General features: G+C 36.8%; 11 protein-coding genes. 1 reads left to right on the plus strand and 10 read right to left on the minus strand.

From position 1 onward, the window contains the following. Positions 1-51 precede the first annotated feature (51 nt). Positions 52-522, minus strand: a complete 471-nt coding sequence (gene rpsG, locus J3U27_RS04605; protein ID WP_034883788.1) for a 30S ribosomal protein S7 — start codon at positions 520-522, stop codon at positions 52-54. A 100-nt stretch (positions 523-622) separates the two neighbouring features. Beyond that, positions 623-997 carry a 30S ribosomal protein S12 gene (gene rpsL / locus J3U27_RS04610; RefSeq protein WP_034883792.1) on the minus strand — a complete coding sequence of 125 codons (375 nt, stop codon included), beginning with the start codon at positions 995-997 and terminating at the stop codon, positions 623-625. Between the two features lie 428 nt (positions 998-1,425). Between rpsL and J3U27_RS04615 the strand changes: the two genes are divergently transcribed. Then, positions 1,426-2,613 carry a XylR family transcriptional regulator gene (locus tag J3U27_RS04615; RefSeq protein ID WP_416379963.1) on the plus strand — a complete coding sequence of 396 codons (1,188 nt, stop codon included), beginning with the start codon at positions 1,426-1,428 and terminating at the stop codon, positions 2,611-2,613. A gap of 69 nt (positions 2,614-2,682) precedes the next feature. Here J3U27_RS04615 and J3U27_RS04620 read toward each other — a convergent pair whose 3' ends face one another. From J3U27_RS04620 to J3U27_RS04655, 8 genes are all read right to left on the minus strand, one after another. Next, positions 2,683-3,918 (minus strand): MFS transporter, encoded by a 1,236-nt coding sequence (locus J3U27_RS04620; protein WP_218058422.1) that lies wholly within the window; start codon positions 3,916-3,918, stop codon positions 2,683-2,685. A gap of 18 nt (positions 3,919-3,936) precedes the next feature. Then, positions 3,937-5,583 (minus strand): family 43 glycosylhydrolase, encoded by a 1,647-nt coding sequence (locus J3U27_RS04625; protein WP_267376943.1) that lies wholly within the window; start codon positions 5,581-5,583, stop codon positions 3,937-3,939. A 359-nt stretch (positions 5,584-5,942) separates the two neighbouring features. Continuing rightward, the gene (gene xylB, locus J3U27_RS04630) at positions 5,943-7,400 is read right to left on the minus strand and encodes a xylulokinase (RefSeq protein ID WP_267331108.1); all 1,458 of its coding nucleotides are present in this window, start codon (positions 7,398-7,400) and stop codon (positions 5,943-5,945) included. 70 nt (positions 7,401-7,470) lie between these two features. Next, on the minus strand, positions 7,471-8,790 hold the full coding sequence (gene xylA / locus J3U27_RS04635; protein ID WP_267331109.1) for a xylose isomerase: 1,320 nt from the start codon (positions 8,788-8,790) through the stop codon (positions 7,471-7,473). Between the two features lie 39 nt (positions 8,791-8,829). Continuing rightward, entirely contained in the window at positions 8,830-10,272 is a 1,443-nt protein-coding gene (gene xylE / locus J3U27_RS04640; RefSeq protein WP_065562797.1) for a D-xylose transporter XylE, read from the minus strand. A gap of 443 nt (positions 10,273-10,715) precedes the next feature. Beyond that, positions 10,716-12,026 carry an NCS2 family permease gene (locus J3U27_RS04645; RefSeq protein ID WP_065562798.1) on the minus strand — a complete coding sequence of 437 codons (1,311 nt, stop codon included), beginning with the start codon at positions 12,024-12,026 and terminating at the stop codon, positions 10,716-10,718. Between the two features lie 276 nt (positions 12,027-12,302). After that, positions 12,303-13,877 carry a TerC family protein gene (locus tag J3U27_RS04650; protein WP_065562799.1) on the minus strand — a complete coding sequence of 525 codons (1,575 nt, stop codon included), beginning with the start codon at positions 13,875-13,877 and terminating at the stop codon, positions 12,303-12,305. Positions 13,878-14,020: 143 nt separating this feature from the next. Then, positions 14,021-15,466: a TrkH family potassium uptake protein gene (locus J3U27_RS04655; RefSeq protein ID WP_065733732.1), complete on the minus strand. Its 1,446-nt coding sequence runs from the start codon at positions 15,464-15,466 to the stop codon at positions 14,021-14,023. Positions 15,467-15,472: the final 6 nt, after the last annotated feature.

Here is a 15,472-nt window from a genome sequence, read left to right on the forward strand (position 1 = left end):
TAGATATGTGCTGCCAGTCTAATTTCAAGCCACTTAATATCAGTGGAAAGATTACCAACGATAGTGTGCAAACGCTCTATTAGCTTCAGCCATACGATGAACATCTTCGCGTTTTTTCACAGCAGTGCCTTTGTTTTCAAAAGCATCCATAAGTTCATTCGCTAGGCGTAACGCCATTGATTTATCGCCACGTTTACGTGCAGCATCTACAATCCAACGCATTGCAAGTGCATTACGACGAACTGGACGCACTTCAACAGGAACTTGGTATGTAGAACCACCAACGCGACGAGACTTAACTTCTACAGTTGGTCTTACGTTATCTAATGCAACTTCAAAAGCTGCTAAGTGGTCTTTTCCACTACGCTCAGCTAATTTATCAAGAGCTGAATATACGATTGATTCTGCGATAGATTTTTTACCATCTATCATTAAAATATTTACAAATTTCGCCAGCAAATCTGAACCGAATTTCGGATCAGGTAAAATTTTTCTTTGACCGACAACATGACGACGTGGCATTGGAATACTCCGTTTATATGTTATAAATTTTCAGGTTTACCCAAAACTCAAATGAGTTAAATGGAATTATTATAGTTTGGCCTTACTTAACGGAGTTCCATTAAGCTTTAGGTCGTTTTACACCGTATTTAGAACGGCTTTGTTTGCGATCCTTAACACCTGCGCAGTCTAATGCACCACGAACAGTGTGATAACGAACACCAGGTAAATCTTTAACACGACCACCGCGGATTAAAATCACGCTATGTTCTTGCAAGTTATGACCTTCACCACCGATATAAGAAGTCACTTCAAAACCGTTGGTTAAACGTACACGGCATACTTTACGTAATGCTGAGTTTGGTTTTTTAGGTGTAGTGGTGTAAACACGTGTACAAACACCACGTTTTTGCGGGCATGCTTCAAGGGCAGGAACGTTACTTTTCGCTTCCTTTAGCGCTCTTGGTTTGCGTACCAGCTGATTAATTGTTGCCATTAATAAGCTCCTGATTAATTAAAATAAATTTAAAAATTGCTTTTTAGATACGTAATTAATAACTGTAGCCCAAAGCCTATGTATATAAGTTTTGGGTCGCAAGATTCTAGACCTCAACAGGCATAATGTCAAGTATTACCACAAGTTTATTATGTTATTTAATTAAACTATTTTAGATTGTTAAGCATCAGATAGTTAAACAAAGTTTATCTTTTTCATTCGTAAGTTGTTGGTGAGATTTTATGCATTATTTCTTATCACAATAACTATTTAATGTGGCGTAAATATTTAATGGCAGTGTGACAATAGGTATATGGCCATTAAGATAGTAAAAGACAAACTGTATAAATTTAAGCTAAATTTTTGCCTAAAAAAACGGTAATATGATACTGAGTATTGAATAAATGTCGTGTGTAACAATGATGAATATAAACAATGAACCTTACAAAGTTGTATTACTATTTAATGCTAATAATATTTACGATCGTCAAATTTTAAAAGGTATTGGTGATTTTTTGAAGTCACATAATATTCACTGGAATATTTATATCTCTGAAACGCTGCGTTATGACACGACCACCTCTTTTCGTTTTGACTGCGATGGAATTATTGCTAATTTTGATGATCCTGATATTGCCGATTTGCTTAAACATGTTCAAATACCAATAATTGGTGTGGGTAGCTCATATCATGGTAAGTCGAGCTATCCAAATGTGCCTTATGTTGCTGCTGATAATTTTTCCATTATTGAAAGTGCATTTAATCATTTGTGTGCTAAGGGAATTAGTCAATTTGCTTTTTATGGTTTACCGTCAAACCGATATTGCCGATGGGCAGGTGTGCGAGAAGAAATTTTTAAGCAAATCTTGGCGCAGAAAGGATATGAAGGGTTTATTTATCAAGGTTTGTCTACCTCGCTTGATAATTGGCAAGAAGGCTTAGATAAACTTTCTAAATGGTTGCTATCTTTGCCAATGAATACTGGCATTATTGCGGTTAATGATGCTAGGGCACACCATATTTTACAAGCGTGTGATAGAGCAGGCATAAAAATACCGGAAGAGTTATGCCTAATTGGTATTGATAATGAGGAAGTCATCAATGATTTGTCAATGGTATCGTTATCAACCGTTAAGCAAGGCACTGAAGAGATGGGATTTAATGCCGCAAACTTACTCCAAAAACACTTTATTAAAGGTAATGTGCCGGTATGTCCTTTACTTATAGCACCTAAAAAAGTTATTGCCAGACGTTCAACAGATTATCGCTCTATTCACGATCCCTATGTCATCCAAGCCATTCACTATATTCGTGATCACGCCTGTAAAGGAATTAAGGTTGAGCAAGTGATCTCTCAGATGCAGATATCACGATCTAATTTGGAAATTCGATTTAAATCATCATTAGGTAAAACCATTCATGCGGTAATTCATGAAGAAAAATTTAATCAGGCTAAATATCTTCTGCTTGAGTCATCATTACCCATTCAAACCATTTCTCAGCAATGTGGTTATCCGTCAGTTCAGTATTTCTATTTCCTGTTTAAGAAGCGTTATGGCATGACCCCTAAAGATTTTAGGTGCCAATTTACCACACTAAATTCGGCGACGCTTTAATATCAATAGTAACCGTAATAATAAGGAAAAAGCTCAAATATTTCTGTTGCTTTTTCCTTTTTGATGGGTTTATTTGTCAACTGAACGAATTAAAAATATGGCAGTACCGCCAACAATAGCAAACACAAAAGAGACTATAAAAATAGCGGAAAAGCCAAATAACGTTATCACACAAGCGGCAATAATTGGTGCGAGCGCTTGGGTAATGGTGTTGCCAAGATTATAGATCCCTAAAAAAAAGGCTACTTGCTGCCGATCAGGTATGACTTGCAAATTTAGTAAATTGTCGAGTGAATTCCATATTCCCATGCCGATTCCCGCAAAAAATGCATAAATTAATACGCCTGTTTGATTTGGACATAGCGATAAACCCAATGCACCAATGCCTAAAAAGAGCGTAGATAAACCAACTGGTAGTTTAAGCACTTTTAATTTATCGCAGATCGGACCGGCAATAAATCCCATTAAAATGCCGAAAATTAACATAATTAAATTAATGAGTTGGATAGCATTTTGTGTATCGGAAGAATTGCTCTGCATAAAATCGGTCAAAATAAAAAGTAGGTAACCGGTAATAGTAAAGTTACTGATGCCTTGAAAAAGCTTACCAATTAACGCCAAATAGTAGTCCCGACCGATTGACCATTTGGGAAATATAGCCAATGCGTTTTTTAATGTTTTATCGCTTTTGAGTAATTTGTTTTCCTTCGTTTGGTTAAGGTTTGACGGCTCTTTTACAATCAATACCGCTAGGAATACGCCAATGAATGTAATGATACCAAAAACGATAAAGCCAAATCGAAAGCTGCCTAAAAACATCGCAGCAAGTATCGTAAAACCGTTGTTACCTAATGCCATACCTAAACCACCATAAGCGCTAGAGGCCGAGCCTTTTCTATCTTCAGCGGCAAAGTCTATCCAAGCTACCATAGGGGCAACAATAAAGTTTAAAGCAACTTGACCGAGTAACCAGCAACACAACAAAAAAGGGATACTGTTAGCTGTTGAGGCTAATATCATGGATAACATAAAGGCGATAGCGCCCACTACAATCCAAGGTGAGCGATTACCGAATTTTGAACGTGTTCGATCTGATAAATAACCTGCAAGCATATTCGATATTGCCGCAACCACCATACCACACGCAGAAAATAGCGCTAATAAGTGGATCTTATTTACTTCATCAATTTGTTGAATTAACGCCGGTAAAAAGAGACTTGATGCGGCAATGTATGGACCTAACCACGATGCAGGGCCGATAATTAGCCCGGGAATAAGTCGAGTTAATGGAATTGTTGTTTTCATAATACTTTACCTAAAATGTTAACCATTGTTGATCACGTAGTAATAATCAAAATCGGCATAAGATTGATGTTGGTAGCTATCGACAGCTGCAATAAAATTAAATAAGCCGGTAAATCCACCTATTTCCCCCGGTTCGCCATTGACGCCTTCATCCGATAAGTAAAGGACATCAATCGTTTGCATAATTGGCATCCATGCTTCATCGAGTCGGTAAAGTAGTGCAACCTTGCCGTGTTGGTAGGATAATTTTAGTTCCACAACTCCGTTTGGGATGGCAATACGGTGATTGACATATTCGATTCTGGTACCCAGTTTTGCTTGTAGTGTGGTTAAAATCGGGGTCTTCAGTTGTTCACTATAGGTTAAATGTAAATAGAGCCAATTATTTGAGTCATAATAAAGACCAACACCAGCGGTTTGTGAGTAGTGTTCCGGGTGGAATTCAACTTTAGTTTGAATGTAATAATCAAACGAAGTAGCCCGAGTTGCCATAATCGACGGCTTTACTTGAGAAAATAGCGAGTTTTGTCCATAAATTCTCAAATGACTGTGGCGTTCATGGGTGTTTACCCATTGAGGGGATTGATGTTGATAAGGCGTCATAAAGGACAATTGATAGCCATGGTCGAACTCTTCAATCACGTCATGGCTTATTTCGTCCTCAAGTGGTAAGGCAGAATCAAATTCCATTTTGGCTAAATTAGAGCCGTCTGCCATGATAAGCCAACCATCCTCAGTCCAATGCATTTTTTGGATTGAGGTTTCTCGACCAAGTGGATTGAGTAGTGTGTCTTTTATTGGTCTAGACATCAGATGGGCAATATACCAATCGCTGTTTTGGCTCTCAACAAGTGAGCCGTGTCCAGCTTTTTGCATTAGTGAATTAGGATTGAACATTTCAAAATGGCCGGCATCGGGATCGCCCAATGAAAATAGATGATTAGGTGAGGAAGTGACAATAGGCTCTCCGGACGGGTGGGGCTGATAAGGACCATAAATATCTTTAGCTCGACCGATTTCAATACCGTGCGCATAACCAGTACCACCGGCGGCTATTATCAAATAATAGTTATCAAGCCTTTTATAAATCTGCGGCGCTTCAGCGCAACCTCGAGTTGTAAAACCTTGCGTTAGACGATGCCACGGACTGGCGAGTTTTCCTTCAGCAAGATCGACTTCAGCAATGACAATATGTCCCGGAGCTTGATAACCTTGTCGGGTTTCCCACTCTAAAATAGTTAAATAATGTTTACCGTCATCATCATGAAACAGCGCCGGATCGAAACCGATAGAGGTAAGATAAATTGGCGCTGACCAAGGCCCTTTAATATTCTCAGCGCAAATTGCATAAGTGTCAGCATTAAACTCTCGCCCGGCCATGTTTATCATATGCGAGTATATTAGCCAAAATTTTTTATTTATCGAATCATAAGATAAATGTGGCGCCCATACACCGGCGGGGGTATTTGTTCCGGATAAATTGACTTCACCATTTTTAAATACATAATCAATTAGTTGCCAATTAGCGAGGTCCTTTGATTGAAAAATTTGAATGATTGGATTCCAATGAAAAGTGGATGTGGCAATATAGTAAGTATCGTTAACACGAATGATTGACGGGTCAGGAGACATGCCCGGTATCACCGGATTTTTTATTTTAGGCATTTTTATTTTCTCTTAATGTTAGATTATTGATAAAAATACTTATCAAAAAAATAAGTTTTAAGGTTGTTTTGCCCAATATAATTTATCTATGCCGATAATGTTATTATCAAATTTGGTTTCAAATTTATGAAATCTTATTAATGAGATATGTGTCACACTCTGAGTAATAAAATTTACCTATTCAATTAACATAATTAGAAAAAGACAGGGTTAACTTAGCAAGTAATATATTGGTTAATAAGCGTTATTTTTAGTTTGGTAAAGATAAATAGTGATAAATTGTTCAATATCTTTAAGAAGGTAAAAAAGGCAGGATAACAGGTGCAGAACACCCTAACAGGGTATTCTGCAAGTCATAATTATGACATCAATGGTTTAAGTTGCTGATAAACATCTCTAAAAATAGTGCGCTGTTGCTGATAATATTGGTGGAGATTGCTATCGGGTTGATGCGTTTGAACAATTGTCAATGGCGCAAGTAGTTCGCTTATCGCCGTATTGGGATGACAAGCGATTTGTGCAAGTTTTGCTGCCCCTAATGCTGGACCCACTTCGCTACCTTCACAATATTCAATGCAATAACCGGAAACATCACTCAGCAATTGTCGCCAATAACGGCTGCGGGCTCCGCCACCAATTACCAAAATTTTATCGGGTGTGACGCCAGTTTGATGAACTGCATCGATGCCGTCAGCAAGGGCATAGCTAACGCCCAGTAATACCGCTTTTGCCAGATCGACTTTGTTGTGTTGATAAGTTAAGCCAAAAAATACACCTTTAGCTTCGGGATTATTGTGAGGTGTTCTTTCGCCGGATAAATAAGGTAAAAAATAGACCGAAGGTTTGTCATCGATCGGTTGCGCCTCAATTAGAGTTAGTAAGGTTGGGACATCTTCAATGTCCAATAACTGACACGCCCAATCGAGGCAAGAAGCACAGCTCAACATTACCGACATTAGGTGCCAGCGGTTTGGTAAGGCATGGCAAAAACTGTGAATGGCTTGCTCGGGGTTGCTAATAAACTGATCGGTCACGGCAAAATAGACGCCGGAGGTACCCAGTGAGAGCATCGCTTGTCCCGATTGATGTAAACCTACCCCAACCGCACCGGCTGCATTATCACCACCGCCAGCAATCACCGCAATCTGATTAATGCCCCAACGTTTAGCGATTTCATCGGTCACATAACCGGTGATCTGATTGCCTTCAAATAGCGTTGGCATATGGTGTCGTGTTAAGCCACAGGCTTTTAGTAGTTCATCATTCCAATCACGTTTTCTTACATCAAGCCACATTGTCCCGGCTGAATCGGACATATCTGAAGCAAATTGATTGGTTATTTTAAAACGCAAATAATCTTTGGGGAGCAATACTTTATCGATCTGAGCAAAGATTTCCGGTTCATGCTGTTGTACCCATTTAATTTTAGGAGCGGTAAAACCAGCCATCATTAGATTGCCAGTAATTTGACGGGAAGTGGGTACCTGTTGTTCTAGTTGGTGGCATTGAACATCACAGCGCCCGTCATTCCAAAGTATTGCTGGTCTTAATACTTGTGATTGTTGATTGAGTAATACCGCACCATGCATTTGGCCACTTAAACCTATGGCTTTTACCGATTGTAAATTATGTTGCTTACTAAGCTCACACATTGCTGTATCGGTTGCTTGCCACCATTGCTCCGGATCTTGCTCTGACCATAATGGATGTGGGCGGGACACGGTGAGTGGTTTGGTTAATGTTGTGATAATATGTTGTTTTTCATTCATTAAAATCACTTTGACACCCGAAGTGCCTAAATCAATACCAATATACATACTCTTCTCCATTTCACAGCTTACTATCAGGGTAAACTATACCCTGATTAGTTTGCTTCGAACAATTAACTTAGCCAAAAATTAACTGATTAACTCGATTTTCTAACTTCTCTTGCTCACCACTGCAAGGTTTTGGTTGCAGATTATTGGCTAAACTATACTGGGCAATATCTTGCAGCGTCATTTTGCCGTGAAGGATTTGTTGACCTAATTCTTCGTCCCAAGCGGCATATCGTTGTGTAACTTTTTGCTCAAGAACGTTATCTTCAATTAGTTTGGCTGCGCACTTCAATGATAATGCCATGGTATCGATTGCGCCAATATGCCCGTAAAATACATCATATTTATCAACACTTTGACGGCGAATTTTGGCATCAAAGTTAAGTCCACCGGTTTTAAAACCACCACTTTTGAGAATTTCGTACATGACAAGGCTATTTTCTTCTACACTATTTGGAAATTGATCGGTATCCCAACCTAGTTGCGGATCGCCTCGGTTTGCATCAAGTGAGCCAAAGATATCAAGTGCGATAGCTGAGGCAACTTCATGTTGGAATGAGTGGCCGGCTAGTGTTGCATGGTTAGCTTCGATATTAACTTTAATTTCTTTTTCTAAGCCAAATTGTTTTAAAAAGCCATAAATAGTTGCGACATCATAATCATATTGATGTTTGGTTGGCTCTTGCGGTTTTGGTTCAATAAGTAAAGCGCCTTTAAAACCGATTTTATATTTGTTTTCAACCACCAATTGCATAAACTTGCCAAGCTGCTCACGCTCTTTTTTGAGATCAGTATTTAACAGTGTTTCGTATCCTTCACGTCCGCCCCAAAGGACATAATTTTGCCCACCTAATTTATGTGTTGCATTCATTGCATGGACAACTTGTGTGGCAGCACAGGCAAATACTTGCGGATCTGGATTCGTGGCGGCACCTGCAGCATATTTAGGATTGGTAAAGCAGTTGGCTGTGCCCCAAAGTAATTTAACGCCTGTTTGTTGTTGTTTTTCCAACAAAATATCGCTCATTACTGCTAAATTATTGATATATTCTTTGATTGAATTGCCTTCCGGTGCTACATCGACATCATGAAAAGCATAAAAAGGCACGTTCATTTTATAGAAAAACTCAAAGGCAACATCAGCTTTCGCTTTTGCATTAGCTAAAGGATCTGAGCCTGTTTGCCAAGGATATTGAAATGAGCTTGACCCAAACATATCTGTTCCTGCCCAACAAAAAGTGTGCCAATAACAGATCGATAAGCGTAGGTGTTCCGCCATGGTTTTACCCAAAATGATTTGGCTAGGATTATAGTGCCTGAATGCAAAAGGGTTGTCAGTTTGAGTGCCTTCGTAGTTGATGCGTTCTATTTTGTCATAATATTGTTTCATAATATTCTCCTAAATTTGGTTATGAAATTAATGTTGTAATTATTTGTTCCAGAACTGTTCAAGTTCTTCTAAAGATTTTCCTTTCGTTTCAGGTAACCATTTCCATATGAAAATTGCAGCCACTACACTGATAACTCCATATAACCAATAGGCAAATCCATTGTTAAAATGTGAGACAAGGTAGGTGTTTTTATCCATAATAGGAAAGGTCCAGGATACCAAGTAATTTGTAATCCATTGTGCTGCAACAGCGATTGAAAGTGCTTTACTTCGAATGGAGTTAGGGAATATTTCAGATAGTAATACCCAACATACAGGCCCCCATGAGATAGCAAAAGAAGCGATGTAAAACAGCATAGAAGTAAGCGCAATAATTGCTGGTAGTTGTAGAAAGAAAGTTGTTCCTAATGTGATCATGCCAATCGCCATGCCTATAGCACCGATGATCTGTAATGGTTTTCGCCCTAATTTATCAACAGTGAATATTGCAATAGTGGTAAACGAAAGGTTAATAACACCAACAATAATAGTTTGTAATAATGCTGAATCGGTGCTTGCTCCTAAGTTTTTAAATACTTCTGGTGCATAGTAAAGTACAACATTAATGCCCATTAATTGTTGGAATGCTGATAATAAAATTCCGATAACAATAACACCAATTCCATATTTTAAAAGTGGACTACTCTTTTTAGTCGAATTAGAAGATAATGAACTAATTATGCTATTAAGAGCTTCTTCAGTTCTTTGACTTCCCAATATACGTGATAGTATATTTTGAGCTTTACTTATTTTATTTTGTGCTGTTAACCAGCGAGGGCTTTCCGGAACGGTAAATAATAAGCCAAAGAAAAGTAAGGCTGGAATAGCTAGTGATAAGAACATATATCGCCAGCCGACAATATTTAACCAATCTTGATCACCTGAACTTGCTATAGCATAATTGACACAATAGACTAGAAGCTGTCCAAAAATAATAGCAAATTGGTTAAAGGAGACGAGTTTACCTCTAATTTCAGCTGGGGCGACTTCGGCAATGTACATCGGAGATAACATAGAAGCTAAACCAACGCCGATACCACCAACGATGCGATAAAAAACAAATTCAGGAACATATCCTGCTAAATAGTAAGGAATTTCTTGAGATTCTACTGAACGAAATCCTAATTCAGGCCAAGCAGATCCAATTGCTGCGATAAAAAATAAAAATGCGGCAATTAATAATGAATTGCGACGACCAAAACGGTTACTTAAATATCCTCCCATTAAACCGCCGATGATACAACCAATTAAAGCACTTGCCACACAAAAGCCTAGTAAAGAGTTGGCTGCAGTTTCACTTAGATGTTGAGGTTCAACAAAGACTTTTGAAATAGACCCGACTGTTCCTGAAATAACTGCTGTATCATAACCAAATAATAAACCACCTAAAGTTGCAACTAGAGTGATTCTGAAAACGTATAATGAATTGTAATGCGTACTCATATTTCATTCCTGCTTATCAAGTTAGGTTTAGATAAAAATAATCTAAACTTCTCATTCAATATGCATGAATTATTTAGCTAACAACAATTATTAAATTTCGTAAGCATTTTATGTTTTTTTATTTTTGTGAAGTAGATCAAACTCCATTTAATAAACTACTTGTATAAATTTTATTATTTAAAATATTTTTTTAATCAATTGATTTTTAATGAAAATAAGTTTTTGGCCTTATCACTGAAAGTGAATTCTCAGGTGATCGATTTTATTGCTGATAGTTATTATAAGATAAGCAGTAAGGCTTATTTTACTTTATTAGATGATGGCAATTGAGAGATGATCAACAAAATTAGAAAGTTATTTGTTGCTTGATTAGTGGTGAATTTTAACTCAATTTCTTGGATTATTTCTATCGCTTTTCAGCGATAGAAATTTGATGATCAAAATTAATGATGATCGATAAAGATAAATTTTAATGCAAATAGAAGGGCAAAAATAATGACGCAAAGATTTAATTCTTTAAATTTACCAGTTAATGTTTTTAACACAACGTAAGAGATAAAACCAAGTGCTACACCTTCGGTAATAGCAAAAGCGAAAGGCATCATTAATGCGGTAATAAATGCTGGTGTTGCATCAGTTAAATCAGACCAATTAACTTTCATTAAACTTGAAACCATTAAGATTCCAACAAATATTAAAGCACCAGATGTCGCATAAGGTGGAACTAAATGGGCTAAAGGCGATAAAAAGGTCATTAATAAAAATAATAATCCAACTACAACTGCAGTTAAACCTGTACGCCCACCAACTGAAATACCAGCAGAACTTTCAATATAAGTTAGTACTGATGAAGTTCCAAATAAACCACCAAGTGAAGAACTAAAACTATCGATTAATAAAGCTTGACGCATTTTAGGGAAACGCCCTTTTTCGTCAGAAATTCCTGCTTTGTCGGTTAAAGCTAAAATTGTACCGGAAGAATCAAATAGGCTTACAATCATAACTGAAAAAATAACACCCATAATACCCACATTAAGTGAACCAGCTAGATCGACATGACCAACAACACTGCTAACACTTGGTGGAACTGATGCAATTCCTTGATAACTAATATTAGGATCAAGCCAAAGTGCAAGTAAGGTAACAACAAGAATTGAAACTAGTACAGCCGCATGGAAATTACGAGTTGCTAGAATTATTATAATAAAAAATCCTAGTGAACCTAATAATACTTTAAGTGATAAGATATTGCCTAAGGTTAGTAATGTTTCTGGTGATGCGACCACAATTCCCATATTTTGAAATCCCATAAAAGCAATAAATAGTCCAATACCAGCACTTATTCCTGCTCGCAAACATTGCGGAATATGTTCAATTAACCAATGGCGAACTTTAAATAATGATAATGCAAAAAAGATTAATGAGCCCCAAAATATTGCCCCCATACCCACTTGCCAAGAATAGCCCATAGCACCGCATATTCCATAGGCAAAGAAAACATTGAGTCCCATAGCTGGAGCTAAAGCAATCGGTAGATTGGCAAACAGCCCCATTAAAATAGTAGCAAAAGCTGTTACGACGCACGTTAGAACAAAAACTGCTGATTTGTCCATGCCAGTTACAGATAAGATAGAAGGGTTAACAAAGATAATATAAACCATGGTTAGAAAAGTTGTACAGCCTGCTATAACCTCTGTACTGATTGTGGTTTTCTTCTCTTTCAGTTGAAAAATTTTTTCGAATAGTGAATTCATAAGTTAAAGCCCAATTTAGTTTGATAGTAATCGATATAACCTTTATTTTTACCTAATTTATTTTGCAGTAAAAATAAAAAAGATACAAAGTTATCACTTCATATCTCAAAAAACGAAAAAACACAGCGCTATTATTGCCTGTAATTTATTTTGGTCAAGCGTTATTCATATTAAGAATATCGTTTAGTAATTGATAGATAATTTTTATAACTTACCTCTAAAATAGTTGTTTAGCTCATCTGAGATGAGCTAAACAATGGGTAGAATATCACTAACCTAGTTCTTTAATATATCTAATTTATTCTTAGTGATTTTCACTTTTAAAATACGGTGACTTTCAATTTCGGCAACTTCAAATAAATAATCGCCAATTTGTATTGTTTCACCGACATTAAGTAAATGTTGGGCTTTTTCCATCAACAATCCAGCAAGAGTATGGTATTCTCGCTTATCATCTATTGGTATAGGAACATACCTTACTAATTCTTCTACAGGGATGTAACCATTAGCAATCCAACTGTTATCATCAATACATTGAATATCGTGTTTGGCATCAATTTCCTCTTCTTCAGTTGGGAAATCACCAGCAATGGTTTCAATAATGTCAGTAACAGACACAACTCCTTGCATTGAACCAAATTCATCAACCACAAACGCAAAATGGGTTTTCGCTTTTTTGAATTGTTCCAGTGCGACAAGTAAAGATACCGTTTCAGGGAAAATTAATGGCTGCTTTATTAAAGAGTTAATATCAATATGCTGTTTATCTTGTAAAACATCTTTCAATAGATCATTAACTTGAATAATGCCTAATGGTTCATCAATTGAAGCATTATCCGTTACGACTAAACGTGAATGAGGATTATCAAATATCTCTTTTAATATCACCTCACGATCATCATTTATATTGACCATATCAACATTTAATCGAGAGGTCATGATGCTACTAACTGAACGTTGAGCCAATCCTAACACTCGCTCGACCATGTTTAATTCTTGATGATTAAATACTGATGTTTTCTTATTATTATCAGAAACAACATCAATATTGTGAGTTTCGGGATCTTCTTCTGCATCGCCTTTGAGTAAATGTAAAATCGCTTCAGCGGTGCGTTCACGTAATGGTTTTTTGTTTAATGCTTTTCGGCGATTGAATATAGCTAATTGATTAAAAAACTCAATCATAATTGAGAAACCAATAGCGGCATATAGGTAGCCTTTTGGAATAATAAACCCAAAACCTTCGGCAACCAAACTAAAACCAATCATAAGTAAAAAACTTAAACATAAAATAACAATCGTTGGATGGGAGTTAACAAAATAGGCCAATGGTTTACTTGCTACCATCATGATACAAATAGCAATACAAACAGCAATAATCATTACTGGAATATGTTCGACCATACCCACTGCAGTAATTACTGAGTCGAGTGAAAATACGGCATCAAGTACAACGATTTGAGCGACAACAGTCCAAAAATGTGAAGTCTTTTTGGGTTTACCATCTTCATGTGAAGCGCCTTCTAAGCGTTCATTGAGTTCCATTGTGGCTTTGAAAAGCAAAAATATACCACCAAGCAACATTATCAATTGCCTAGCATTGAAACTGATTCCGGATATAGAAAATAGAGGGGTAGTGAGTGTAACTAACCAACCAGTAAACATTAATAACAATATTCGTGTAATTAATGCAAAAGCAAGACCAGTAATGCGTGCTTTATCTCGTTCTTGTGGCGGAAGTTTCTCGGCAAGAATGGCAATAAAAACAATGTTATCAATGCCAAGGACGATTTCAAGTACAACTAGAGTGGATAAACCAATCCAAATTGTAGGATCCATGATCCATTCCATATGTCAGGTGATTACCTCTAATGAACACAGCACATGCTGCTTAGTAATTCTGTCTGCAATTGACTAAATAATCAATAAAATATTTATATTTTTAGCCATTTTTCTAAAAAATCCAGGTTTAACACTAAATTGTTAAGTGAAAATTAGCTTCGCCAGAAGGTTGGTGTAAATAAAACCAATAAGGTAAATATTTCAAGTCGTCCAAATAACATGTCCACAACCATTACCCATTTAACCATATCACTTACATGCGCAAAATTATCACTCACACTGCCAAGACCAACCCCCAAATTGTTCAATGATGAGGCAACAATATAAAATGAGTCAGTTGCATCAATTCCAGACGCCATAATGATAAATAGACTAATTAAAAAAACTAATGCATAGGCAGAAAAGAATCCCCATACTGCCTCAATAATTCGTTCCGGTACAACTCGATTATTCAATTTTAAGGTATATATTGCATTCGGGTGTATAAGACGTTTTAATTCACGTGAACCTTGCATAAATAATAGTAGAACGCGAACAACTTTTAACCCTCCTCCAGTAGAACCAGCACAGCCCCCAATAAATGAAGCACATAATAAAAAGATTGGTAATGAGGATGGCCAAGTATTAATATCATCGACGGTAAAACCGACTGTTGCAGAAACCGATACGACTTGTAACACAATTTTATCAATACCAAGATTTCGTTGTGGTTGATAAAAATAGATAACAAAGGCACAAATAACAATTAAAATAAGAAGGATAAAGATAAACGTTCTGAACTCTTGATCGCGCCAATAAACTTTAAGTGAAATACCATTTAATGCGGCAAAATGGAGTGCAAAATTACAACCAGATAAAATTAGGAAAATAGTAACAATATAGTTAATTGCTGGACTATTAAAATAAGCTAAATTGCTGTCATGAGTTGAGAATCCTCCCATCGATATCGTCGAAAAACTATGCGAAATAGCATCGAAGATATTCATTCCAGCAAACCACAAACTTATTGCGCATAACGTGGTAAGTAAAATATAAATAGACCACAATGTTTTTGCCGTTTCAGCAATGCGGGGACGCATTTTACTATCTTTTTGAGGACCTGGGATTTCAGCTCGATAGAGCTGCATTCCACCAACACCTAATAATGGTAAAATAGCAACTGCAAGTACGATAATTCCCATTCCCCCAAGCCATTGTAGCAATTGACGATAAAATAAAAGGGCCTTAGGTAAATGATCTAAATTAACAATAGTTGTAGCGCCTGTTGTTGTTAACCCAGAAAAAGACTCAAAAAAAGCAGTGGTTAAATTAAGATTGATATGATTATCAAAAAGAAATGGAAATGCACCAATAGTACCTAAAACTACCCAGAATAATACAACAATGAAAAAACCTTCCCGAGTACTCAACTCATGACGCTGATTTCGATTAGGGAACCACAACAATACTCCTAAAATTAATGCAGCGAAGAAAGAACGGACAAAAATTGCGCCAGCACCATCACGGTATATTAATGCGACTAGTGCCGGTATTAACATAAATATCGACAATAATGATATTAATAAACCGATAATTCTTATAATTGAGCGCCAATGCATCATAGT

Source organism: Gilliamella sp. B2911, assembly GCF_026536965.1.
Taxonomy (GTDB): Bacteria; Pseudomonadota; Gammaproteobacteria; order Enterobacterales; family Orbaceae; genus Gilliamella; species Gilliamella apicola_E.

Bases quoted from the DNA above. Each gene is read 5' to 3' on its own strand.
- J3U27_RS04620 (WP_218058422.1), bottom strand. From the start codon at position 3,918: ATGAAAACAACAATTCCATTAACTCGACTTATTCCCGGGCTAATTATC.
- J3U27_RS04650 (WP_065562799.1), bottom strand. From the start codon at position 13,877: ATGGAATGGATCATGGATCCTACAATTTGGATTGGTTTATCCACTCTA.
- xylB (WP_267331108.1), bottom strand. From the start codon at position 7,400: ATGTATATTGGTATTGATTTAGGCACTTCGGGTGTCAAAGTGATTTTA.
- J3U27_RS04625 (WP_267376943.1), bottom strand. From the start codon at position 5,583: ATGCCTAAAATAAAAAATCCGGTGATACCGGGCATGTCTCCTGACCCG.
- rpsG (WP_034883788.1), bottom strand. From the start codon at position 522: ATGCCACGTCGTCATGTTGTCGGTCAAAGAAAAATTTTACCTGATCCG.
- xylE (WP_065562797.1), bottom strand. From the start codon at position 10,272: ATGAGTACGCATTACAATTCATTATACGTTTTCAGAATCACTCTAGTT.
- J3U27_RS04645 (WP_065562798.1), bottom strand. From the start codon at position 12,026: ATGAATTCACTATTCGAAAAAATTTTTCAACTGAAAGAGAAGAAAACC.
- xylA (WP_267331109.1), bottom strand. From the start codon at position 8,790: ATGAAACAATATTATGACAAAATAGAACGCATCAACTACGAAGGCACT.
- rpsL (WP_034883792.1), bottom strand. From the start codon at position 997: ATGGCAACAATTAATCAGCTGGTACGCAAACCAAGAGCGCTAAAGGAA.
- J3U27_RS04655 (WP_065733732.1), bottom strand. From the start codon at position 15,466: ATGCATTGGCGCTCAATTATAAGAATTATCGGTTTATTAATATCATTA.